The organism is Paranoxybacillus vitaminiphilus (assembly GCF_003259935.1).
Lineage (GTDB): Bacteria > Bacillota > Bacilli > Bacillales > Anoxybacillaceae > Paranoxybacillus > Paranoxybacillus vitaminiphilus.
Window position 1 is genome coordinate 1 of the sequence record NZ_QLMH01000004.1, and the last position, 25,850, is coordinate 25,850.

Consider the following 25,850-nt stretch of genomic DNA (forward strand, 5'->3'; position numbering starts at 1 on the left):
AATTTAGCACATTCTTTCAGAAAAGGGGAGAGGGCTTTCTGAAGGAATGTGCAAAAAAATGGCTCTTTTGTTCCGAAATAAAGTGATAATTTACATTATAATTGCTAAGGGTCCATGTACTGCTAATTCTCATGAAATGACAAAAATATTCAAATTGGCTTTTATACGCAAATAAAAAATCAGCAATCTTTTTTGCGGTTGGTTCAAGATGTGGACATGGATGATCTGAAGGAAGAAATTGTACTCACATCAAAGCATTCAACTTACTCACCGACTGATTGATTTTCATGGTTTAGTTTTAATGATTCTAAAATATCCATCGTAGGTAAAACAATTGGTGCAATAGACATATGAGAAGTCAGAGAGGCTATTAAACTGCGAGTATACGGCAACAGTTGTGGAACAGTTTGTATATCTGTCCAATGTTCTAATTGTTGTTTTGAAATAGAAGTTTTAGTAACAAAACGCCCTCTGTAAATAATTTCAATCTTAAGCACTACATCACCGCTATCTTCTTCTCTGCTATTAACAACAGTTCTTAAGAAAGCATCAATTTCTTTTTCATTAATTAGCTCTAAACGCTTTCCAAAGATAATTTCATTCATATACTTTCCATTTTGAAGTGGCTTAATTTTGTCTATATGTACAGATTCAAGACTTGCTTCTTTAAGCTGAATATTTGTTTTCGCCAATACATATAGTTCATAAGCTTGATGATTATCCAATTCTATCCACCCCTTTCAATAGAATTTATAACAAAAGCCCTGCTGTAAATCAGCAGGGCTTAACAAGAATTCCCACTCTATATTTTCCTGTTCGGAATTTAGTTTACCTTGACAAATGATTGGTTCTTCAAAAATACCGAAATCGTGCTCTACATAAGTAACAGCCGGTTCCAAATGTACCCGGATAAACTCATTTACAGCTGTCAACAATTCAGAAATAGACAAAAACAAATTGGAAGCGATTCCATTTTCGATATCCATCTCTAAAAGCAGTTGTCTGTAGGACAAAAAATTCAATGTTTCTTCTGTATCCGGTAACGTCGTTTTTCCAATGGTTTTTATATAACCTATGCCGTACTCATCCATCCAATCCCAAAAATATGAATGATCATTATTAATCGCTTTTCCGTATTTCACCATTTCTGCAAATGAAGAAAAATCAGAAGGATATAAGTTCGTAAAATGAGATAAACTACTCATCATACGATTCATGATAGATGTCAGTAACCGATCAGATTCAGTTTGATCCGTTCTTTGAATTCCCATGAACTCCCAAACATTCTCGTTCATAGTCCTTCCCCCTTTCTGAAGAAACGACTTTATTTTATTATATAGAATATACGTTGAAAAAAATACTAAAACACTTCAATAATTTTCGACAAACTCCTAATGTAAGATTCCCATGATGTTAAGAATCCGCAAATGAAGATAAATCCAATCTGGTGCTTATGTAAAAAATAGACACTTCAAACAGCGAGAAATAGCTAAACCTATAGTTTCGAGAGTATTTCCGCTTTAAAACGAAGTGAAAATAGGAGGAGTTCGATGCTGAAAACAGAAAAACTCTATAACAAAGATGCTAAAAGCTTTGTATAAATTCTTGATCGATATCGACAACGATGAATTCAATGTCATTCACCGGTTCTAGAACTTCTTTGAAGATGGCGGCGACTTTTGCTTTATCCAAATTTCCTACCCCTGTTCCTAAAGCCGGAAGCGCTACCTTATGAATTCCATGCTCTTGACAGTAAGCGACTAAATTCTTCAGGCATGTTTTGACAATGTCATAAGATGTCGCACCAGCCGGCTCTTTCATCGTCACTAGATGAATAATGTTTTTAAAAGGAAGTGTTCCCGCATGTGTGACATAAAGGTCACCCGGCATCGGATTTTGCTCTTTACAAACCTTTATCGCTTCTGTTTCAATCTCTTTGCCGCCGGCTCTGCGAATCGCAGCCGCTACTCCTCCTCCCATCGGACCGATTCCGTTTGCTGCGTTACAAATGTATGAAACATCTTGAAGTTTGGTGATGTCTCCATTCACTGCCTTTATCACAACCATAACTCCTTTCCTTATTATTTTTATTATCGCATACTTTCACGAGCAGGCACATCATATATCATCATGTAAAAAACAACGCATTTTTCAAATTCCAAATGACTTTACGAAACGTAAATATCTTCTTTTTCCTGCACACGAACATAGGGCCTTTTTTGGCATCATCGTACTTTCTTTAGCCTATATTCTTCATTGTATAGTCGCATTATACCATGCAGAGGAAGGGTTCGCTTGAAATGGCCGAGCGCGATTGAAGTGTTAGAAGCTTTAACAACGCTGCCCGATTATGATACATTGCACAATCATTGCGCAGCGAAACAGCGAAAAGCTAGGAAGGAAGAGTGAAAACCTTAAAAAGTACAAGGAACTCAAGAGGAGATGGTACCGGAAATAGCAGTTCAAGTTGTAAGGGAGTTAAGAGGCAGATATCCTGTTATTTTTTGCTTAGGAACTGAAAGATTAACGTATGATCGACGGAAAAAGCCTAAAGAATTCATAATAGTTCAAAATTACATCCATGTATTATAATCAATTCCCATTCAGGCAAAATGAAACTGCCTGCCTCCTTTTGAATTCAGGAAACAGGCAGCATAATGCTCCAAATAAGCGGGTCAGTCCAAAGTCACTGAAGACTTTTGATTTTTCCGAAAGAAAAACCTTTCGACATTTATGCAACTTATCCTTATTGAATATCGTTCATTAATTTTGCAGAGATTAAGAATTCTGCCAGTAATTTAGCCATTTGGTCGCGTTTTAAATAACCGTTTGGATCGAAGCGACCGTCATTTTTACCAGTTAAGATACCTGCCTGATATACTTTTTCCACACTCGTTCTTGCCCAAGTACCGATTTGTTTCTCGTCTTTAAAGTCTGTCACTTTTTTGTCTGGATTTAATTGACTCATGTCATAGTTTAAGAGACCGAGATTCATAGTGCGCTCAATCATAACAGCTGCCTGTGCACGGGTAATTTGCTCGTTTGGCGCAAACGTACCATCCAGTTTACCGCGGATAATACCGTGTTTCACTGCTGCCATCAGCTCACCGTTGGCATTAAACCATTCATCACCTTTTACATCTTTAAAACGGCCGTCATATTGCTCGCTAGGCAATCCTAACGCACGTACAAGCAACACAGTAAATTGAGCACGTGTCATGTAGTCTTGCGGCGCATATAATCCATTTGTTTTTCCTTTAATGATATATTTAGATGCGAGCGTTTCAATATATTTTTCCGCCCAGTTTTTATTATTGTCCACATCTGGGAACGTTTTGTCGTTTTCTACAATGGTATATGCAGAGTTGGTTAATGATTTGACAGTTGCTGTCTTGTCGTTAAATAGAGTTGGCAGCGAAACGAACGTACCGTCCTCATTTAAACGCAAGGCTACAGAATGGTTAGGGTCAAATACCTTGTCGCCCGTCAACTCACGATCAACGTATTGCGAGAAACGAGTCAATTGTTCTGTTTTTCCATTTGCAGATACTTCAACATGAAATTCAACAACATTGGACACAATGTTTACTTTATATTTAGATGCACTTTCCTGCTTGTCCACTTCGCTCATCGCAATGGAAATCGTTAAATCTTCTGCATTCGAAACGCCGAGCCGTTGTGCAAGTGCCTGCAGCTGGTCATTTAATTCTTTTGCAGAAATTTTATAGGCTGCTTTATTTGTTGCAACAGTAACAACTGCTTCCGCTTCTTTTTTCACTGATTCTGTAAACAATTTCGCCGGAAGCTGCGCTTTTGCTACTTCTCCAGCAACAAGACGGCCAAGCGGCAAGGCAAGCTCTTTATTTTCTGAAGACAAGTTTTTCACAATGTCTGCTACTTTTGTTGCATCCACAGATACTACTTTTTCCGTTTGTCCGTTTTCATTTTTCTTCGTTTCGACTTTTGCAACATCTTTTCCGATTGTTATCTTACCATTTCCAGTTTCTGTTTTTGATGGTAAGTCCGCACGACTGCCGCCACCTGAAGTGCCTCCGCCACTGCCACCGCTGCTACCACCACTGCCGCCACTACCGCCGCTGTTGCCACCAGTTGCCTGTACAGTCACGCTCTTAGTAGCAAGAGTCATTCCATCAAGCTTAGCGTAAACAGTAATGGTACCGGATTTTTTTACCGTTAGTTTGTTTCCAGTAAAGTGAGCGATACTAGAATCAGATGTTTCCCATTGGATCGAATTAGATATCTCTACGATCATTCCGTTATAAGGTACTTTTAAATAATAGCCATCGCTATCCTCGTTAATGGACGCACCTTTAACCTTAAATGCGCTTTGCAACATCGAAGAACGAGCTGTTTTGTTCGGATCAAGCACTTCATCATTTAATTTTCCTTGCAATTTAAATAACTTTTCTACTGATAAACCAATGCCAGAAAGCTTACCTTTTAAAGTATCAAACTCGCCTGGATGGCCATCAAAAGTCATTGCCACCGCATCGCTTACAATATCCTCATAAGCAGCATTGGAAGAAAGTGCGTTAAGCGCGATAGCTTTTTCCAAGTTGCTTTCCATCGCGGAGATAAACGCTATCAACTGATCAGCCGTCACTTGGCCATCTTCATCAAATAAGGCGTTAAAGTATGTCGCATTAACCGTGCGGAATTTTGTTACCGCATACGCTAATGATTCGGCTGAATTATATTTTGTATAAATTAATGTCGCTACATTTTGCATAAGAGTTGCAAAGTCATCTTGCTTATCACTAGGAATATTTAGAGAAATAGACAAATCCTTAGCAGCCTCTTCAATGTCGGAATATGTAAGGTTACTAGCCTTACCATATGCAGACCTTAATGCCGTTTCATCTGCAGATTGATAAAAAATATAAAATCTGCTTGCAAGTTGGTCAATCTGCTTATCCACTGTCTGTGTTGCTGCACTTACTGTATTTTGATTAACAACCCCCGCCCCTACTACCGGCGTAAACGCAATGGTTGCCGCAAGCATGGCACGCAAAGCCTTCTTGCTGAATGGATATTTTTTCATTTTATCACCTCACCAATGATATATGTAATATGAAAAGTTGTGTTATATAAAGCAGATTGGTTTTACGATGGATTGATGTACTATATGGAGCATTTTGCTCGCTTTTTTGTCTAATTCTTATGTAAATTTTTCAATTTTGATTTATATATAACCAAAATTACCATTAATAGTATATTACATAAATCTATTTTACTAGAAAGTTAAAATATTAACAATATAATTCCTAACTATTTTTACAAAATTTTATTTATCATTATTTTACAAAACTGTGAAACGATTTATGGTAAAATAAATCAAATAACGACTCTTCACCGTAAAATGTACTTGATTTTCACTATAATGTGTTGAAGAAGCCAATTTTATAATAATGGTAATAAACAGAAATTGTACAAAGAATGATTGCGCTTTTGACAAAAAATATTTGCGGTGATGAATCTTAAAAATGGAAATATGTCGAAAGGAGGGAAAAAGGTTGAAGAAAAAGTGGAAAATCGCGCTTGCCAGCTGCTTCGTTCTTGCGGTTGGGGGAGCAGGTGCTTTTTACTATTCTTTCACAACGAAAGAATATGATATAAGCCAGGATGAGAAAGTTAAACAAATTGTAGAGCCGGAATATGACGTGAGACTGCCTGATGATACAGACGCAAACGGACAAAATAGCGGCAATGAAAATGTTGGCACTTCTGCAGCGAACGAAACAGAAACACCAAACCATACAAGCGAAACAAAAAATAATACCGCTCTCGCAAATAACGAAACAAAAAACGGAGCCAGCACAACAACCAATACAAACAAACAGACCAATCATCAAAACAAGACAGAAGTAACAGCAGCTTCTATTGTAGAAAAGTACCGTCCTTCATTTACGAACTTACAACAACAAGCAAACGCAAAAATTGATGCATTGGTTGCTCATGCTTTTGCAGAATATCAAGCAAAAAAAGCTGACAACGAAGAGATTTCATTGAGCTTTTTTTACAGTAAATACAACACGGCGGCAAAAGAGTTAGAATCAAAAACAGACGCGGCTTTCGAAACCATTTATCATGCATTAGAAGCAGAGTTAAAGAAACACGGGTTCAGCACAAGCTATGCGAAAGAGTTTAGAGATGCATACGAGCAAGAGAAAAAAGCACGTCGAAATGCGTTATTGAAAAAAGCCATGGAAAAACTGTAATCTTCCTACTAAAAGCCGAGGCTGACCCAAAAGCAAAGCGTCAGACACCACAACACAATATCATAAGATAAATGGACGATATATGGTGAAATGCACGTGAGGTCAGACACTTGCGGGTCAGCTCCGGCCTGCTTCGCAATAAACATCTTGCTCATAATCATAAGCGCTGCAAATGAACTAACAAATACTCCAATCCCTTCGTAAAAGATAGGATGAACGTGAGGATGCTACTGTCCATTTTGCTTGCTTAATTCAATTAAGCCATATACTTTCAGTGCGTTATATTCTTCTGGTGTGAGTCTTTTCGTAACAGCCGCTTTAATTTCTGCTTTTTCTTCCGGTGTAAGTCCCCCCTGTGCTTTCTTCGCAAATTCCGTCAGTTCGCTCATTGAAAACTTGCTGAGAAGGAACTTCGTAGCTTCTTCTCTAGATTTAAACATGAGTTGTCCACTATTTGGCGGTTGTTTCTCTTCCTTATTATTATTTTCAGATTGCTTTTCTTCCTTATCATCCTGAGCTTTCTGTTGGTCATTTATTGGTTGTTCCTTTTCTTTTTGAGCGACATGTGGACTTTGTACTTTATTTGTATCACTGCTCTGATTCGTTTCATTGTTTTGATTCTGATTCTCTTTGTTCAGCTGCTTCTCTTCCAGCTGTTTTCCTAACAATTTCTTTGCTTCTTCCGGACCGAGTTCTTTTTCAATAAGCTCCTGAACATTCTCGTCTTGTAACAAGTGATGAATATCTTCTTCTGATATTTGACTAGAAATCTCGTTCATTACTTTTTCTGAAGCCATATTCATACCAATACGATAGCCAATCCATCCAAGTCCTAATAAAAGGAGGAGCGGTACACCAAGGATGATCCTCTTCATCTTCCAAAACGGTCTTATTTTCTTACGATGGTTATTCCCAACTTTTCTGTAATAGATCCCCTTCTCATCTTTAAAATAACGAACCCCAATCCATTTCAACGGAGTCCAAATTTCTCTCATTAATGGCATAGGAATCCTCCTTGCTCCAATTAGTATACTAAGAGAATTATAAAACATCATTTTTCAAATGACTATGGTTGTTTGATTTTCCATTCTAATTCGCTCCAACTACGTAACCCTTATGCATACCATTGAATGAATTTGCCAGTGTTAGCATGTTTTATCGTTTTTAAAACATTTTCACAACGAAAAAATCGGCCTCATGGACCGATTTTTTGTTAAATCTCGCTATACTTACAGAACTCCTTTTGCGGAAATGGTCATCCACTCGTATTGGCGGAGTTTTACTTCAAACAATGTCAGCGGATCGCGGAATTTTTGCGGATTTGCTCTCATTTTCTCCAACTCTTCTTCTTTTTCCTTCATTTCTTTTTTCGTTTCTTCTACCGTTTCATTCAGTACGGCAAGCGGGTTGCGGAAGAAGAGTGAAATATCCCGCTCCAGTGATTTCGCAAACAATTCGAACGGCAGAAGCAGCTTGTTGATGATGGATTCGGCAACGTCCAAATAATCCTCATTTTCAACAAACTGTTTGTATTTGTTATATAGAATCGCATTGTTTTGCTGGAACGCTCCAAACAGCCTGCCGGCACTTTTCAACAAAATTTGATACGGTGTGCGGCGGAGAAAAATATTCATCTTCTCCATTTGCACGCTGCTCGTCATCCGGTCAGCATCACGAAGCCAGTCATCAAGCACTTGAAAGTCGCCATTCAGCTTCAGCCGCTCTTGTCCATACATCGCATGAAACCCATCGCTCATTTCATCGAGGAACGATTGACAGTGATTCAGTTCATCATTGGCCGTTACAATCCATTCCTGAAGAGAGCGGTAAGCTTTAGGCAAGATCTTATCATTTACATAGGCATGCACTCTCCGGTTCATCTCATCATTCAGTTCAAGATGAATGTTACGGAAATCACTGTCCTCTTGAATCAGATCAGAACAGCCCCGCAAAATTTCCGGAATATTTTCCGATAGATCCGATCTGATTTCCTCGAGGACTTTATGGAACGTTCTCGTGAGCATTCGCGCTTTTTCTTCTTTCAAATCCGTTAATTGATGGATGGCGCCACTCAGTTTTGTAACCATCTCTTCATTCCATTTAATCGACTCGGACAAGTTGTTTTCCATTTCTGCCCGTTTATCCAATAAATGCCTGATTAATTTGCGAATAAAGATGAATATTTTTTCGATTCGATCGTCTTCCGCAATCGGCCTATTCAAGTTTCTCAAGAACTCTGCCAGATCGTTTTGTTGTTTTCTGCTTCTTACATGTGACAAATAGGCAAACAGCTTAGCCTGCGGAAAATATGCGCGAACTTGCGAACGAGTGTCTTCAACAATTCTCGTAGCTTCTTGTTCATCATAAATTTCATCGATTTTATTGAGCAGAAAATGAATGGGAAGATGAGGCGCATATTTCCGAATCTGCATGAGAATCTCTTGTTCTTTTTCGGTAAAAGGATCGTTCGCATCAAGCACAAATAATAAACTGTCGGCAAAATACACATATGTTAACGCTTCACCTTCGCCAAATCCCGGCGTATCAATAAGAGCCAGCCTGTTTTCCTGCAAAATTGGCGATGGAAGAGAGAACTCAATCATCGCATTGTCAAAAGCCTTATTCAGCCGTCTATCTACTGCCTCCTGGAATTCATGGAAACTTGAAAAGGTGGTTAATTCTTCATCGGCTATTTTTCTAATCTCCGTCTCTTCATCCCCCTTAAAGACAATGACGGAAGATGTCGGAGCCGTTAGGATATTTTCTCCGAGAACCGCATTGATAAAAGCCGACTTTCCATTTCCGGAAATCCCGGCTACTAATAAATGATGGGTTTGAAAATCAACGAGTTCTCGGATGAGCCATCTGAAGCGGTGCCCTGGTTCTACCCCCTGCGCTTCCGCCCATTTAACGATGGAATCAAATAATGTCAAGCTGTATTCCAAACCGTCTGTCTCATTGCGGGAATGAAAAATAAGATGTTCGGCATCATTGACAACCTCCGGGTTCATACTTGATGGAAATTTCTCGCTCCATGCCAGTACCGCCGCCGAAGCAAATAAAGCATGAGAACGATCGGCTATTTTGAGCCAGTTCGTTAAGAGATTCGGAATAATCTCCGCCAGTTCTTTCATTAAATATGTTCCATCAATCAATTCAAAATAGGTTTCCTGATAAAGCGAGGACAGCTCTTTCCACGACTGCTCCCGGTTTGCATCCAAATGTAAAAAGAGGCGGTTAAATTCCCGCAGCCATGAAAAATAGGAACGCCCGTTTTTGTAACCGTTCCACAATGCCTGAACGAGCTGTTCAAATCTTGTCTGATCCGCTCCGTATAACACGGTTAAGCATTTCGAAAAATACTGCGGTTCAAAGATGTTTGTGAATCCTTGTTCGGCATAAGTTTTTAAAATATCAAACCAGTGATGCGACTCTGTCCGGATCGCTTCATTGACTGCCAGTTCAATGGCGCTCTTCCAATCGTTATGTTTTTCAAAAAAGGCCCGGGCAATGTCTGTCACATTCGGATAGTCCGGATGAAAGGATACCGCTTTTTTAATCACTTCATCCGCTTTTTCAAGCATGCCTTGGTCGATGTAAAGCGAAAATAATTGCAGCGCAACTTCTGATTGTAAGACACGGCTTTCGGTTTCAATGGATTGATAAATCTCTTCCGCTGCTGATAATTGTCCGAGTTCATAATAACAATCCGCGATATTTTTCTTCGCCCACGGCTTTAAATCATTATGAACGTTTTCCCATTTAAAAATCGCTGCCTCATAATCTTTATTATGGAAATATACTTCTCCTTGGGCAAAACGGATCGCGGAAATGTCAGCTGTCCCATCTTTATGCCCGGCAAGAAAAGCTTCTCCGAGCACACGGACAGGATTTTTTTCATCCGCTTCCATCAATGTTTCGTAAAACATTTTTTTGATCAGTTGATTCTCTAACGTCATATTGATCCCCCAGTTATGAAAACTTTCCTGTTTCTATTCTCCGTATTCTAGCAGACTTACTTTTCCATAAAGTTTCAAATTGCTTTCATTTATAATACAGATTTTTATCATCGTGTAAAATTTCAGTTAAATTATGTTATTTATTGGATGGAAGTGTAAAAAAGCGGCACAATTGCAGCTTCGATTCGTGCTCGATACGTTAACCGAGAATTCTTGCGATTTGCTTCATTCGGTTGCGTTTTAACGCGATTTTTTGGTTTTTCCGTGATTATATTATGAGGAAATTGCCGTGATCATGTATGTATTGAATGTTTCTTCTCATATTTAAAATTTAGTACGCCCAAAAACAATCGAATAGGCGTATCAGGCTATTCAAGAGTATATCCATTTTTACAATCACAATCGTTTTCAAGAAAAACATAACAGCCTTTTCCCGAGTGAATATCGAGAAAAGGCCGCAGCTTCATATACTCTTTTTTCATTGTCCGCTTGACAGGGAAATGCTATCTCAATATCGAGATGTAATAAATATTTTTTAAAAAGGCGATATTTTTTATAATATAATTAAAAAAATTATATACAAATTTAAAAAACAACGCATTTTTCATAATATAATGTTATATTGTTGGTAATAATTGTGACAGGGGGTGATTTTTTATGTATGAATTACTTTCAAAATTATATTATAAAGATCAAAAAACCTACCTTAACGAATTTGAAAAACGCTTTAACAGTTATGGAACCGTTAAGCTTCCGTTTCATATAAAACCTTATAAGAGCAGCGAAGAATTTGAATGTTTTTATGTAAATCATCAAGAGTTAGACTTGCTGCATGAGCAAATTATGAAGCAAAGTAAATTGATTCAATCGATTGTACATCGTCTTCCTCCTATCGCCATCCAGCAATATATTCAGGCAAAGTTAATCGACGAACTATTAAGCACAAACGAAATTGAAGGTGTCCATAGTACAAAAGAAGAAATGGAAACCGTTATAGAAATTATTGTTCGGAAAGAATCCAGCAAAAAAAAGAATATTAGACATCTGAGTTTAATGAAATCCTATTTCAGCCTGTTATCAGAAACAAAAACAACATTAGAAAAGATTGAAGATATTCGAGATATTTATGATCATTTAGTTCAAGAAGAAATAAAAAAGGAAAATCAGTTAGATGGGGAACTGTTTAGAAAACAGCCTGTCGATGTGGTAACTACGACCAATAAAATCATCCATCGAGGCGTTTACCCGGAGGAATCAATTAAGACAAAACTGCGACAGCTTATCAACTTCCTAAATGAACATCCATCACCAATGTTATACAGAATTGCGATTTCGCATTATTACTTTGGCTATATTCATCCTTTTTATGATGGGAATGGACGAACAGCCCGTTATATAAGCAGTATGTATCTAGCGAAAGAGTTAGATTTTTTAACGGCTCTAACCCTTTCTTATTCCACCAATAAATTGAAACAAATGTATTATGATGCGTTTTCTGAAGCAAATCATCCACGTAACAAAGGAGAGCTAACCTTTTTCTGCGAAACATTTTTCCAGATTATTCATAAGGCACAAAATGATATTTTAGCGGACCTATTAGAAAAAGAACAGAGAATGAACATGTTGTTTTCTTTAGTGAAAGAACTGAATATAGGGGATGAAACGAAAGAGAACCTCATTTTTATCCTTGGACAAAATCATATTTTTGGAATTCAAGGTAAAGGAATGACAAAAAAAGAATTAATTCAACTGACAGAAAAAACAGAGTATGTGATTCGAAAAGCATTAGACGAACTGAAACAAGCCGGATGGATTGAGTTTCGCAAAAGGAAACCGATTGAAGTGGCGTTAAGCGCAAAGTTAGCTAATCAACTAAGTTCGGATGGTGAGCATTAATCACAAGCTCGCTTGAGTATAACACCTTTTTCTGTGATACGTTCAGTCTCAGAATTCTGCAGACTCCTTAAGTGCTTTTCTCGGGCGTTCTGAGACACTTGGAAAAAATAAAAATCAAAGCCGTGTAGACTTGATTCCTTCTACCATAATCGGATTTATACTGTCCAATTTTCGACTCGCAATGCATAAGCAAAGTAGCTGTTAACCGTTGAAGCACTTTGATAAACGTATTAATCACTCAATTTTGTTCCTTTGCTTATCATATGGAAACCATATGGTAAACAAATCTCTCAAATAAACTTTGGAGCGGTGCCGTGCACTCATCCTATAAAAATATAAAATAATTTCTAAAACTTACATTTAAACATATTATTCGACTATAATTTAACATGTTCACCGAGAAGTCTCCCACCTCTAAATAACGTGTGGGTGGGAGAGGTTCATTATTCATTTGTCTGACGTAAACAAATATTTAGTTCTTTTTCGATAAATATTATTTTCGTTTAAAATAGACGAATGAAAATGAGGATGATGCACGGAATCCGGCGGAGCCTGTGTTTCTAAACATAACCCTAAATAATTTTTAGAATTCACATTTCGAATTTTATATCGTTGTTCTCCCAACTTATTTCCAGTATATAGAACGACACTTGGTTCGTCCGTTTCAATTACTAGTTTTCGTCCACTCTCTTTATCGTATAAAATAATTTCTTGCTGATGATTCGTATTTAATAAAAATGGATGGTCATAGCCCTTATTCGCTAAAAGAATCTGAGGGTGAGTTGAATTCACTCCAGCAATGATTTTCCTTCCCGTTCGAAAGTCAAAGACGGTACCTGTTACATCAATCAAGTTTCCGGTTGGAAGCAATTCACGATCCAATTCTATAAATGTATCGCTCTTTATAGTCAGTTCATGATATAAAATATCTCGTTTTAAATCACCACTTAGATTAAAATAAGTGTGATTCGTCATATTTAGTAATGTTTTCTTATCAGATTTACCATAGTAAGTGATAATAAGCTCATTCTCATTTGTTAACGAATAGATGACTTTCACATCAAGGTTACCCGGATATCCTTCCTCACCATCAGGGCTAAAATAACAAAATTCGATTGAAATCTCGTTTTCCTTTTCTTCCCCAACTTTATAGTCCCATAATACTTTGCTAAACCCTTTGTTTCCGCCATGTAAATGGTTTTGATTCTCATTTTTTGTTACTTGGTACTCTTGATCATCTAAGGTAAATTTTCCTTCTTTAATTCTGCCTGCAAATCTCCCTACCACAGCACCAAAGTATGGAGAGGAATATTGCTCATATTCTTCTATACTATCGAACCCTAATACGATATTTTCAAGCTTCCCTTCTCGATCGGGGGCAAGAATCTCTGTAATAATACACCCATAATTGATACAAGAAATTTCTAATCCATGATCATTTCTTAGTTTGAACAAGTATACTGGCTGGTTATGTTTATATCCAAATAATTCTTTTCGAATTTCCATAGTTTCCATCGCCTTTATTTATCATTTATTTTGAATGATCTGAAACAAGGTTCAATAAGACCACTGTTATCAAAGCCACCATGAATTATTGATTGATTCTTATCGATTTTCCTGTTCGAATGGATTCATAACAAGCATCAATCACCCTCATATTTTTTATTGACGATTCTCCAGAATATTTCACTTTCAAGTCTTCTAATATGGCTCTTGAAAAGTGTTCTACCTCAAGTCTATAAATGTCTCCATGAATTTTTTCTTCTCGCGTTACTCCATTCCTCTCTACTATGACAATCCCAACTCCTCCATTTCGATCGGGGCGAAATGCATAAGGTACTTTAATCGTTCCTTTTGTACCGACAACTTCGTATTCATTTCTTTCCGTCATATCAAAGCTGCAATCCATTAATGCAGTCACACCATTTTCTAATTTCATATGCACATATGCAGATAGGTCAACATTTGAAATCGGATCTATATTCCCAATTGCATGAACTTCAATTGGTTCAGTATTTAATATATATCGTACAGCATGGATCGAATAGCAGCCTACATCATACAAGCTTCCGCCGCCCATCTCTTTAACCATGCGGATATCATCTTCTCTGTTTTCTAAATAAAAAGAATGACTCGATTTAAATAATTTCACTTCTCCAATTTCCCCAGATAATATGATTTCACGAACACGATCATGTTGCGGATGGAACTGATACATAAAGGCTTCCATAAACTTCACATTACATTCAAGCGTAATTTTGTCCATTTCTACGGCTTCTTCTGCATTCAATGAAACGGGTTTTTCACAAAGAATGTGTTTTCCCTTCCTTGCCGCCTTTATCACCCATTCTTTATGCAAATGATTAGGCAGCGGTATATATACTGCATCTATTTCCGGATCATTAAGAAGCGCCTCATAACTTTCGTATGCTTTTGGAATATTGAATTCTTGTGCAATCGCATGAACTTTACTGCCTCTACTTGCAATGGCAGTGACTTCTGCATTTTCAGCTCGAAATATAGCCGGAATGAATTGTGTTCTAGCGATATTTGCCGTACTTAAAATACCCCAGCGAACCTTTTTCATTTTTTACCTCCAAATTTAAATGAAATATTGAACAAGTCTTACGATCCATGTATTAATTCCTAAAAAAGGCTAATGATTCATTTAATTCTTTTGTCTTTGCATAGACTTGTTGATAAATGGCAAATAGCTCTCTATATTTATCAACATTTTCTTTAATCGGCTCAATCACTTTAGAATGTTTTATAAATACATCTGCACACTCGTTTAATGATGCAAACCAGCCAGCCCCAACTGCTGCCAGCATCGCTGCTCCAACAGCCGGTCCTTGCTCGCTCGACAATTTTACAATTGCAGCGTTAAAGATATCTGCCTGCATTTGCAGCCAAGTTTCATTTTTGGCTCCCCCGCCAATGGATACAATGGTATCGATGTTCTTTCCATTTTCCCTAAAGATTTGGATCGATTCATTGAGAGACATTGTAATTCCTTCCAGAACCGCTCGTACAAAATCTTTTTTACGATGGGAAGTATCCATCCCAATAAAACTTGCCCGAATGACAGAATCGGCATAAGGTGTCCTTTCTCCAACTAAGTATGGAGTAAAAATGATTCCGTTCGATCCGATTGGTACATGTTCAATCCCTGAAAGTAACGTATGAAAATCCTCTTGTTTCGCAAAAACTTCTCTAAACCACTCTAAGCTGTGGCCGGCTGATAGAGTCACTCCCATCGTATAATAAGCATTTTCTTTTCCATGATTAAAATAATGAACCTTACCTTGAAAATCGCGATCACTATTTTCCTCATAAGAAAGGATGACACCGGATGTTCCAATACTGCATAACGTTTTTCCTTCTGATAAAATGCCGGCACCAATTGCACCACAGGCATTATCAGCGCCGCCGGCATAAACTTTAGTCGATTTTGATAGCCCGGTACTTTCAGCAAAGGAAGATGTGATGGTTCCTACACATTCATAAGAATGGACAAGAGGCGGACACAATGAAATATCAATATCTAACAAATCGCATATTTCTTTACTCCACACTTTTTCGTGAACATTCAATAATAAAGTACCGGCAGCGTCTGAATATTCAGTATGTATTTGACCGGTCATGCAATAACGCAAATAATCTTTAGGCAGCATAAATACAGATGCTCTTTCATAAATATCTTTTTCATTCTCTTTCACCCACAAAAGCTTCGGTAGTGTAAAGCCTTCTAATGCAGGGTTTTTTGTGGTTTTAAGCAGCTTTTCCTCTCCAATCACATCATAAATTTCCTTACACTGCTGAGTCGTTCTTGTATCATTCCATAAAATTGCACGGCGTAGTACTTGGTAATTTTTATCCAGCAATACTAACCCATGCATTTGTCCCGAAAAGCTTATTCCTTCAATGTCCTCAACATGACCATCGAAATCTTTCACTAACTCTGCTAATGCTTCCGTTGTTTTTTTTACCCACTCAGCCGGATCTTGCTCGCTGTACCCCGATTTTTCATGAATAAGCGGATAAGATTTAGAAATCTCTTTACATACTTCACCGTTTTGGTTCATTAATAAAACTTTTACCGCACTAGTCCCTAAATCAATACCAATCACATATTTCATTGAGATCACCCTTTATTGTTATTAAATAAAAGGACATACCAGATTGTTATTTATTTAAACCAGGTACGTCCTAACGAAGATAAAATCTATTCAGAAAGAACAGATAATAAATACTGATTGATTGTCGACTTCAATCGTTCTGTTCTTCCAGAAGAGTTTTGAATATCTCCAAGCTGCAACGCATATTCCTCTAATTTATGGAAATCAGTCTTGCCTTCTACAATATCTTTTCCAATTCCATGATGATAGCTGCTATAGCGTTCTTCAATAAAGCTTTCTAAAACTTTATCATCTATTAATCTTTGAGCAACCTTTAAACCGATTGCAAAACTATCCATACCCGCAATATGTGCATAAAATAAATCTTCTGGTTCAAATGAGCCTCTTCTCACTTTTGCATCAAAGTTTAATCCGCCTTTGCCAAGCCCGCCGTTTTGTAAAATTTCATACATCGCCAACGTTGTAGAATATAAATCTGTTGGGAATTCGTCTGTATCCCACCCTAATAACGGATCTCCTTGATTCGCATCAACAGAACCGAGCATACCATGAATTCTTGCTACACGAAGTTCATGTTCAAAAGTATGACCTGCCAATGTAGCATGGTTGGCCTCAATGTTAAATTTAAAATAATCTTTAAGGCCATAGTTTTGTAAAAACGCTAAAGCTGTTGCCACATCAAAATCATATTGATGTTTTGTTGGTTCCTTCGGTTTAGGTTCAATGAGAAATTGACCAGAAAAGCCTATTTCCTTCGCATAATCAACAGCTAAATGCAAAAAGCGTCCAAGATTATCCAGTTCTAACTTCATGTCCGTATTTAACAGGGTCTCATAGCCTTCCCGTCCACCCCAGAATACATAGTTTTCTGCCCCAAGTTCTTTTGCGATTTCCAACCCTTTTTTCACTTTTGCTGCAGCGTAAGCAAACACATCTGCATTTACCGCAGTTGCCGCTCCATGAACAAAACGGGGATGTGAGAACAAATTGGCTGTATTCCATAGAAGCTTCGTTTTACTTGTTTTCATATATTCTTTTATCATCGCTACAATTTCATCTAAATTTTTATAAGTTTCTCTTAAATTACTTCCTTCCGGCGCTATATCTACATCGTGGAAGCAAAAGTATGGTACGTTCAGCTTTTCAAAAAATTCAAATGCAGCTTCCACACGCGCTTTTGCTAAATCCATTCCCGTATATTGATCCCACGGACGAATCATATTTCCGTGGCCGAAAGGATCGCTCCCGTCCATTGTAAATGTATGCCAATATGCAACGCTAAAACGGAAAATTTCTTCCATTCTTTTTCCACCGACAACTTCATCAGGATTATAATATTTAAAAGCGAAAGGATTCGAAGATGTAGGTCCTTCATATTTGATTTCATTTACATTTTCAAAGTATGCCATATTCATTTCCTCCCATTTCTTAAACTATATAAATTCAACTTAAACTTTCGACATATGAACAGACCTCACTCTTTTGTGCATTTTTTCTACCCAACGGGATACACCGGAAAATTAGAAAAGTTAAATTTTCCGCATGTTGAAAAATCAAGTTGGACCTATATAGTTTTATTTATTTTTTACTATAAATATCAATCCATACGGCAATGATGAGAATAAACCCCTTAACGATATATTGCCAGAATGTTTCAATATTCATCATACTCATGCCATTGTCAATACTAGCCATAATTAAGGCACCAATAATTGCTCCAAATATTTTACCTTTACCACCCATTAAACTCGTGCCGCCAATTACACAAGCCGCAATGGCATCAAGCTCATACATATTACCTGCACTTACTGTCGCTGCATTTAATCTGCTAGTCAATAAAACACCTGCAACACCAGAAAGACCACCCATTATAATAAACACCCAAAGTATATTACGCTTTATATTGATACCAGAAAGAGCTGCAGCTTCCTGGTTTCCTCCAATCGCATAAATATAACGCCCGAACGCTGTTTTATTAGAAATAAAGATAAAAATAGCCGCTAACAATACAACAATTAAAAACGGAACAGGAATACCATAATATCGATTTAACATATATGTAATGAGGAGAATGAAAATAGAGTATACGGCAACTTTTCCGTAATCGACGATGGCAGCTGGTATCATAAGTCCCATTTTCATTCTTTTAGAACGATTTTTAATCGTCCAAAAAACAAGAAATACGATACTAACTAATGCTAAAATATACCCCAGTAAATATGGAAGATAGCTGTTCCCAATTTGCTTAAAACTTTCACTCATCGGTGCAACGGTTTGTCCTTTACTTAACCCAATCAGAATGCCTCTAAAAATAAGCATGCCCCCAAGTGTTACAATAAAAGCCGGTACAGCCCGATAAGCTACCCACCATCCTTGCCATAAACCTAAAATGGCTCCAATGATCATCGCAACTAAAACTACTGAAAAGGTATTCCATCCATACCAAACTTGTAAAATGGCAGCAATTCCCCCTGTTAAACCAACCAACGAACCAACAGATAAATCAATATGACCTGCTACTATAACAAGTGTCATACCAACTGCAAGAACAGCAATGACAGACATTTGCGTAAATAAATTAGAGAGATTACGCGAAGATAAAAATTCTCCTTCCGTGAAAATGCTAAAAATAACAGCTATTAACACAAGAGCAATAATCAGTGTGTATGATTGGAGATCAAGCTTCAAACTTAAACCTTTATTCCTTTGCGTATTTACATTAACTGTTGATAGTTGTCTGGACACGTTTTTTCCCTCCAGTAGCACATCTCATAATGTTCTCTTGAGTAGCTTCTTCCCTTAAAAACTCTCCGGTAATTCTTCCTTCTGACATGACAAGAATACGGTCTGACATTCCCATTACTTCAGGCAACTCAGAGGAAATCATGATAATACCTACACCTTGCTTGACAAGATCATTAATGATTTTATATATTTCATACTTTGCCCCAACATCAATTCCCCTTGTTGGTTCATCAAGAATTAATATTTTCGGATCATTTAATAACCATTTACTTAAAACGATCTTTTGTTGATTTCCGCCGCTTAATTGACCTACAGCTGCTTCTAAACTTGGCGCTTTTAAGTTCATTTTCTTAGTAATGTCCTGAGTGCTTTTAATTTCTAAAGCTTCATCAATCACTTTCAACTTCATGACTTTGTTTAAAGCTGTAAGCGTTGTATTTTTCGTGATATCCATCCCTAAGACTAAACCGTATCGTTTTCGATCTTCGGATACATAAGCTAGACCTTCCTTAATTGCATCAGCAGGTTTTTGTATATTTGTTGGTTTTCCATCGATAAGGACTGTTCCGGTTTTTTTACCCTTAAACCCGCCAAACAGACTAATAAATAATTCCGACCTGCCAGCCCCCATTAATCCAGAAAAACCAAGTATTTCACCTTTTTTTAATGAGAAGGATACATCCTTAATAATTTGTTTTCCATTTTCATCGAAAACAGAGTAATTTTTCACTTCTAGTATTTTTTCATCACTAATTGGATGAGGTTCATATGGGAAAAGTTCTGTTAGTTCCCGGCCTACCATTTTCGTAATAATCCAATCTTCAGTTACATTCTCGATCGAATCTGTGCTTATTGTTTTACCGTCTCGCAATATAGTTACTGAATCGGCCAATGACATAACTTCACCGAGCTTATGAGAAATATAAATGCATGTAACCCCTTTTGAACGCAGATCATTTAAAAGGTTCATCAATATTTCAACATCACTTTCAGTTAAAGCGGCTGTCGGCTCATCCAATATTAAAATATCTGCTTTCTTTGTAAGTGCTTTTACAATTTCTATTAACTGTTGTTTACCAACTGTCAACTCCTTCACTTTTGTTTCCGGATCGATATCTAATCCAATTTGATTTAACCATTTTTGAGCCTCTGCATATATTTTGTTCCAGTTAATGATTTTTGATCTCATGAACTCATGGCCTAAAAATAAATTTTCTGCAACTGTCATTTCTCCCACTAATGCAAGCTCCTGATAAATAATAGCAATTCCCGCATCTTGGGATTCTTTGATCGATTTAAATTGAACTTCTTTCCCGTTTATCAATATTTGACCTTCATAAGTTCCATGTGGATATACGCCGCTAAGTATTTTCATTAGAGTTGATTTTCCTGCGCCATTTTCACCGCATAAAGCATGGATTTCTCCTTTACGTACTGAAAATGTGACGTTATCTAATGCACGTACACTGGAAAAATCTTTCGTAATTCCTTTCATTTCAAGCGCAAACGTTTCCATTCCTTTTTCACCACCTGCAATAAAGTAATCCGACAAATGGGGGAAGCTTCCCCCATTTATATACTTTTTTATTATTTAAAACCTGATTATGGACGTGGTGGACGTTCGCTTTCTGGTACATTTTTATATACATCATCGTAAGAATGGAACCCATCCTTGATTACTGTATCAACAAGATTTTCTTTATCAACTTTAATAGGATCTAATTTAATAAATGGAACATCTACTTTTCCGTTATTGATTGTGGAATCGGAGGTAACCTTCTCACCTTTTGCTAATTGAACGGCAACTTCCGCACTCTTTGTTGCAATGGCTTTAATAGGTTTATAAACGGTCATAGATTGTTTTCCTTCCGCAATACGTTGGACTGCCGCCAAGTCAGCATCTTGCCCGGAAATAACCACCTTTCCTGCTAAGCCTTGAGCTTCAAGGGCTTGGATAGCTCCTCCAGCTGTACTATCGTTCGATGCTACAACTGCGTCAATGTCATTATTGTTGGCTGTTAATGCATTTTCCATAATTTTTAACGCTTCGTTTGCGTCCCAGCCTTTCACCCATTGATCCCCTACAATTTCAATATCCCCTTTATCGATAAGCGGTTGAAGAACGTTCATTTGACCTTCTCTAAACATTTTCGCATTGTTATCTGTTGGAGAACCGCCCATTAAGAAATATTTACCTTTAGGAACTTTTTCAACTAGATACTCTGCTTGCATTTCACCAACTCTAACATTATCAAATGATACATAGGCATCAATTTCTGCACCATTTATTAATCGGTCGTATGCCAAAACCGGAATACCTTTACTTTTTGCCTGATCAACAACTGTCGTTAGTGAATCTGAGTTGATGGCAATAATAACAAGCGCATCAATACCTTGTGATATCATATTTTCAATTTGTGATAATTGTTTTGCTTCATCACCATTTGCGGATTGAACTAAAACCTCTGCTCCTAATTCTTTCGCTTTTTCTACAAAAAAATCCCGATCATGTTGCCAGCGCTCTAATGTTAAATCTGATACAGATAGTCCAATGGTAAGTTTATCTTTTTCACCTTCTTTACCTTCGGAGTTTTTGTTACCGCTTTCATCGGTGACATCTTGACCACAAGCTGCTAATACAAATACGAATAGAAAAGAAAGAATGGATAGAAAGCCCTTACATTTTTTCACACAGCGAACCTCCTCTTTTAATAATTTAATAATTATAAATTTTTTTACAATTCAATCTTACCACTAAAAACTTTGTTTGTCTACCCAATAAACAAAGTTTGTTATATAATTTATTTATATAACCTAATCGGAAAGGACTGAAGAACCTTTGACCATAACCACTTGGAACCAACAAATAGTGAAAAAAAAGAATAAAGAAATCGTACTTAGAACTATCATCTCAAATGCTCCAATATCACGTGCGGATATTGCTCAACATTCAGGTCTAAATAAAGCTACCGTTTCTTCTTTAGTAAATGAATTAATTGAAGAAGAATTCATTTATGAGTCAGGGCCGGGTGAATCGAGTGGAGGAAGAAGACCTGTTATGTTGCTATTTAATAAAAAAGCAGGTTACTCCATCGGATTAGATATTGGTGTTAACTATATTTTAGGAATTGTAACTGATTTAGAAGGCAACGTGGTGTATGAACAGCATCAATCAATACACAATCTTTCTTTTGACGAAATGATTCATTTAACAATCGAAATGATTAAAAACCTTATAGAACATACACCTCAAAGCAGGTACGGTGTTATTGGGATAGGAATTGGTGTACCAGGTATTGTAGATAAAAACGGAAAAGTATTACTTGCCCCTAATTTAAAGTGGAGTCATGTAGATTTGCCGGATATCCTTCATCGTGAATTTGACTACCCAATCATTATCGAAAATGAAGCAAATGCGGGGGCGTATGGAGAAATTAGATTCGGAGCTGGTGTAAATTGTAATAACGTTATATATGTAAGCGCAGGAATCGGTATTGGAGTGGGTATAATACTGAAAGGAGAACTATATAAGGGTATTAATGGCTATTCTGGCGAGAGTGGGCATATGACGATTGTAGTAGATGGAGAAAAATGTAGGTGTGGGAATTCTGGGTGCTGGGAAGCTTATGCTTCTGAGCATGCATTACTCAATCAAGCTAAACACATTTTGCCAGGCGCGACACTAGAGGAACTAATCGAAATTGCCGAAGAAAACAAAAACGTTAAAGAAATTTTTAATGAAATTGGCTCATACTTGGGTATAGGTATTTCCAATTTAATTAAAACATTTAATCCGCAACAAATCATTATCGGAAATAGACTAGCTAAGGCGAAACACTTAATCGAGCAACCAACTATAAAATCCATTAACAAACATACATTAGATTTTCACCAAAAGGATTTACAAATAAACTTTTCAAAACTATCCATTTATTCCGCAGCACTAGGAGTATCAGCATTTGCGATTGAAAATTTTCTTTCAATTGGAAAGGATTAAAAAGAAACAGAGCATCGGACTTCTCAAGTTAGTGGAAAGTAATTCTACTGTTGGATTAGGACCATTCTTATCATATCCGGATGGTACAGCCTCCAAGCAAAACGATGCGGATACATGGACTTCCAGGCAAGAAAAGCAAGCATACCGAAAACCAAAAGATGCGCCCATTTGCGGACAATGTAATTCCATGACAAGAAACCGTCACTAACATTGTTCACATGTTTTAATTGCAGTTTTTGTGCGATATCGCGGATCATGCTTGCCATATGTTCACCAGTAAAAGCCGGGGATTCAGTGAAATAATAAATCATTCCGCACCATAGAAATACGAGTCCCCAGCGAAGCCATTTGTTAATCACCTATTGACCCTTTCTATTTCCTTATTAAAAACAAACGCAGCCTCCCGCTGACACTCATTCAGCAGGAGGCTTTCTATTTACTTGACATTTCGGCTATGCCATTTTCATGCGCTTGCAATAATGTCTTCCAGCGAATACTCCGCTTTCCATTCCAACTCTTCGTAAATTTTCTGTGATGACGCGACAAGTCGCGCCGGGTCGCCCGGACGGCGGTCGGTGTGTCAATGACCGCTTTGCGGCCAGTTACATCACTTTTTCTTCACTAAATGATATATGTCTAAGCTGCGTTTGTTTTGATTGGAAGTTTTTTCGCACACGAGTATCGACACCCTTTGGGAAATAGAAATAAAGTCAAGGTGGACGGTTTCTGCTTTGCTTATGGCAGACATAAGAACATGCTAAATTTGCGACAATTATTCTACTAATCCTCGATAAACTTTTGGGTGTGACAGTGCTTAACCACAGGCGACGTATGATCAGACATCGTCTCTAAATCTATCCTGAGCCCGTTTATTACAAACTGGACAAAACACATCCCATTCGTCTGTGGTTTCCTTATGATAATTCATTCCAGAATGTTTTGTATACTTAAACAGCGTGGCAGTCGATGGAGCATGAGCATCTTTTTGTGCCCATCTCCCTCCCCTTCTATTAAAGCAAATCGTTTCCACCCAAAACGCCTCACAATACGGATTTCTACATGTAAAATATTTTTGCCCCCTTTCTCCATAATCGAATTGAGCGGAAAGGTGTGCACCGCAATGCATGCACACTCCGTTATACCCTAAATGGTAATGCAGCAGCATATTCATCCATTTTACAAACTCTTTTTTATTGCTAGGCTTATATTCAAAGCTTCCTAAACGATGTCTAAGCTCTTCTTGTTTCCTATGATTCATTGTCGCATTCCATGTATGGACAGAAACATCATTTAATTTATTTGGATGCATTAAAAAGGACGCTATAGGCTTCTTCGTCAAAGGTTCATAATATTTTTCAAACGATACATCACGAATGATTTCAGCCCAATACTCCCGATTAGGTAATGGCTTATACTTTGCATCCAAAAAGACCGTTTCTGCCCGAAAATCATCCCGGAAAGTAAAGGTAAAATCAGGTCTATAAGATTTTTCCGTATCTAGAAAAGGACGTTCATAATGAACTTCAAGTGTTAAATTTGTTTTTTGCGGCTCCTGATATTCTTTATAACGATAAACGGGACGGTTAAAAGTGAAAGCTATTCCTTCCAACCCGCCTTTTCTTTGAAGATATCGCTGAATTTGAATATACGGATTTTGAGCTGAAATAAAACCGCATTCGTAAATTAATGAATGAATAATGGAAAGCAAGCACCATACTTCATATAATTTTGGAGACTTTTGCAAAGGAACATATGTATTTGACAATTGTTTCAGCGGCTTTAAATTCAACAAATCGTCTAAATATTGATACACTTCACTGTAAAGAGGCGAAAATGTAAACAAGTGCGTCTGCTCCAGCTCCTCTTCGCCTACATTCAAGTAATGCAAACTTAAACATTTCTTTGCTATTTCACCGATCTCTTTCCAATAACGCTCACTCTTACAAACTAACTGAAGGGATTCAGAAACATAATCCAAATCTTTCTTTATGGAATTCTCAATTCTTTCCTGCTCAAAAAGTCTTAGACGATGATCGTACTGATTGGATAATGCATGAATTAAAAAATCCCTTCTTTGATATAACTCTCTTTTTCTGTTTCGCGCCTGCCTTAAATAACGGTCTGCATAATCTATTAACCGCTCTAATCCCCAACGTATCATTCGGTGTTCAGGAATATCTATGGAACGCACGTTTACAGGGATCAAAAACTTATCTTTAAAAGGAAAAAGCTTACGATTTATCAAAAATTCGGCATTAAACCGTTTTATTTTGGAAGAAGGGAGCAAGTGATGTTCACGTATTAATTGTTCATGAGGCGCCTCTTCCAATTCCAATAACATCTCATGAAGTTTTTTCATCTGATCCAATGCATATCGAGCCACTTCAACATTCTCTTTCCACAAATTCATTGGCGTAGCTGGTCCCTTGTTAGCTGTAAATAAATCTTCAAGCATACTGACAATTTCGTCTTTCATCTGCTGAAATTCTTCCTCTGTCAATAAACTGCTTGTGATGAAAACATCGGCCGACCTGTCTATGATATACCCATCCCCATCTTCCGCCTCAAAGAAAAAAGTGCCGCATTGATTAATACCGATTGGACTTCTCTCCTCAAATTCATCGCCTTTATCATACCAAACATTCCATTGTTCATCATAAATTAAAGGGATTCGCTGCTCATTAGACGTTACACCGTAATGGGACAAGAATACTTTTTGAACTTTATGATTCGATGTTTTTACAACAATTGTCCCTTCATATTCAGAAGCAATATAACAGTTGCTTTCTTCATTGAAAATTAGCGGACTTACCAATTCTTGTATAGGTTGTTCACTCGTAGCTTTAATCTTAGCAATCCATAATTCCACTCCGCA

Annotated in this window: 18 protein-coding genes and 2 pseudogenes; 4 read left to right on the forward strand and 16 right to left on the reverse strand. The window is 37.3% G+C overall.

The annotated features are described in order from the left end of the window. Positions 1 to 263: 263 nt before the first annotated feature. From B0I26_RS06515 to B0I26_RS06530, 4 genes are all read right to left on the reverse strand, one after another. Positions 264 to 725 carry a protein-export chaperone SecB gene (locus tag B0I26_RS06515; RefSeq protein WP_181502758.1) on the reverse strand — a complete coding sequence of 154 codons (462 nt, stop codon included), beginning with the start codon at positions 723 to 725 and terminating at the stop codon, positions 264 to 266. 15 nt (positions 726 to 740) lie between these two features. Further along, the gene (locus B0I26_RS06520; protein ID WP_111644662.1) at positions 741 to 1,295 is read right to left on the reverse strand and encodes a hypothetical protein; all 555 of its coding nucleotides are present in this window, start codon (positions 1,293 to 1,295) and stop codon (positions 741 to 743) included. 289 nt (positions 1,296 to 1,584) lie between these two features. Further along, on the reverse strand, positions 1,585 to 2,061 hold the full coding sequence (locus B0I26_RS06525) for a macro domain-containing protein (RefSeq protein WP_111644663.1): 477 nt from the start codon (positions 2,059 to 2,061) through the stop codon (positions 1,585 to 1,587). A 685-nt stretch (positions 2,062 to 2,746) separates the two neighbouring features. After that, positions 2,747 to 5,062, reverse strand: coding sequence for an S-layer homology domain-containing protein (locus B0I26_RS06530; RefSeq protein WP_111644664.1), 2,316 nt, complete (start codon positions 5,060 to 5,062; stop codon positions 2,747 to 2,749). Positions 5,063 to 5,534: 472 nt separating this feature from the next. Here B0I26_RS06530 and B0I26_RS06535 point away from each other — a divergent pair, with 472 nt between their 5' ends. Beyond that, positions 5,535 to 6,239 carry a hypothetical protein gene (locus B0I26_RS06535; RefSeq protein WP_111644665.1) on the forward strand — a complete coding sequence of 235 codons (705 nt, stop codon included), beginning with the start codon at positions 5,535 to 5,537 and terminating at the stop codon, positions 6,237 to 6,239. A 227-nt stretch (positions 6,240 to 6,466) separates the two neighbouring features. Here the strand turns inward: B0I26_RS06535 and B0I26_RS06540 are convergent, their stop codons facing one another. After that, positions 6,467 to 7,243 (reverse strand): hypothetical protein, encoded by a 777-nt coding sequence (locus B0I26_RS06540; RefSeq protein WP_181502760.1) that lies wholly within the window; start codon positions 7,241 to 7,243, stop codon positions 6,467 to 6,469. 225 nt (positions 7,244 to 7,468) lie between these two features. Beyond that, the gene (locus B0I26_RS06545) at positions 7,469 to 10,198 is read right to left on the reverse strand and encodes a dynamin family protein (RefSeq protein ID WP_111644667.1); all 2,730 of its coding nucleotides are present in this window, start codon (positions 10,196 to 10,198) and stop codon (positions 7,469 to 7,471) included. 279 nt (positions 10,199 to 10,477) lie between these two features. Here B0I26_RS06545 and B0I26_RS18515 point away from each other — a divergent pair. Then, positions 10,478 to 10,691: pseudogene (locus B0I26_RS18515) on the forward strand (IS3 family transposase); the annotation flags it as partial. Positions 10,692 to 10,855: 164 nt separating this feature from the next. Next, the gene (locus B0I26_RS06555; RefSeq protein WP_111644668.1) at positions 10,856 to 12,094 is read left to right on the forward strand and encodes a Fic family protein; all 1,239 of its coding nucleotides are present in this window, start codon (positions 10,856 to 10,858) and stop codon (positions 12,092 to 12,094) included. A 447-nt stretch (positions 12,095 to 12,541) separates the two neighbouring features. Here the strand turns inward: B0I26_RS06555 and B0I26_RS06560 are convergent, their stop codons facing one another. The 7 genes from B0I26_RS06560 to xylF form a co-directional block, all read right to left on the reverse strand. Next, positions 12,542 to 13,600 carry an aldose epimerase family protein gene (locus tag B0I26_RS06560; protein WP_111644669.1) on the reverse strand — a complete coding sequence of 353 codons (1,059 nt, stop codon included), beginning with the start codon at positions 13,598 to 13,600 and terminating at the stop codon, positions 12,542 to 12,544. Positions 13,601 to 13,685: 85 nt separating this feature from the next. After that, the gene (locus B0I26_RS06565) at positions 13,686 to 14,681 is read right to left on the reverse strand and encodes a Gfo/Idh/MocA family protein (protein ID WP_111644670.1); all 996 of its coding nucleotides are present in this window, start codon (positions 14,679 to 14,681) and stop codon (positions 13,686 to 13,688) included. 52 nt (positions 14,682 to 14,733) lie between these two features. After that, positions 14,734 to 16,233, reverse strand: a complete 1,500-nt coding sequence (gene xylB, locus B0I26_RS06570; protein WP_111644671.1) for a xylulokinase — start codon at positions 16,231 to 16,233, stop codon at positions 14,734 to 14,736. Between the two features lie 86 nt (positions 16,234 to 16,319). Continuing rightward, positions 16,320 to 17,642: a xylose isomerase gene (gene xylA / locus B0I26_RS06575; protein WP_111644672.1), complete on the reverse strand. Its 1,323-nt coding sequence runs from the start codon at positions 17,640 to 17,642 to the stop codon at positions 16,320 to 16,322. 169 nt (positions 17,643 to 17,811) lie between these two features. After that, entirely contained in the window at positions 17,812 to 18,978 is a 1,167-nt protein-coding gene (locus B0I26_RS06580; RefSeq protein ID WP_111644673.1) for a sugar ABC transporter permease, read from the reverse strand. After that, complete coding sequence (locus B0I26_RS06585) at positions 18,953 to 20,494, reverse strand: xylose ABC transporter ATP-binding protein (RefSeq protein ID WP_111644869.1); 1,542 nt, start codon at positions 20,492 to 20,494, stop codon at positions 18,953 to 18,955. The genes B0I26_RS06580 and B0I26_RS06585 overlap by 26 nt, the downstream gene beginning before the upstream one ends. An 86-nt stretch (positions 20,495 to 20,580) precedes the next feature. Continuing rightward, positions 20,581 to 21,669, reverse strand: a complete 1,089-nt coding sequence (gene xylF / locus B0I26_RS06590) for a D-xylose ABC transporter substrate-binding protein (RefSeq protein WP_111644674.1) — start codon at positions 21,667 to 21,669, stop codon at positions 20,581 to 20,583. Between the two features lie 178 nt (positions 21,670 to 21,847). On the opposite strand from xylF, the gene B0I26_RS06595 reads away from it, so the two are divergent. Beyond that, positions 21,848 to 22,975 (forward strand): ROK family transcriptional regulator, encoded by a 1,128-nt coding sequence (locus B0I26_RS06595; RefSeq protein WP_245934724.1) that lies wholly within the window; start codon positions 21,848 to 21,850, stop codon positions 22,973 to 22,975. 44 nt (positions 22,976 to 23,019) lie between these two features. Here the strand turns inward: B0I26_RS06595 and B0I26_RS06600 are convergent, their stop codons facing one another. The 3 genes and pseudogenes from B0I26_RS06600 to B0I26_RS06610 form a co-directional block, all read right to left on the reverse strand. After that, positions 23,020 to 23,334, reverse strand: coding sequence for a VanZ family protein (locus B0I26_RS06600; protein WP_111644676.1), 315 nt, complete (start codon positions 23,332 to 23,334; stop codon positions 23,020 to 23,022). Positions 23,335 to 23,438: 104 nt separating this feature from the next. Further along, positions 23,439 to 23,581: pseudogene (locus B0I26_RS18520) on the reverse strand (UDP-glucose 4-epimerase GalE); the annotation flags it as partial. Between the two features lie 229 nt (positions 23,582 to 23,810). Beyond that, entirely contained in the window at positions 23,811 to 25,844 is a 2,034-nt protein-coding gene (locus B0I26_RS06610) for a hypothetical protein (protein WP_111644677.1), read from the reverse strand. Between the last annotated feature and the right edge of the window lie 6 nt (positions 25,845 to 25,850).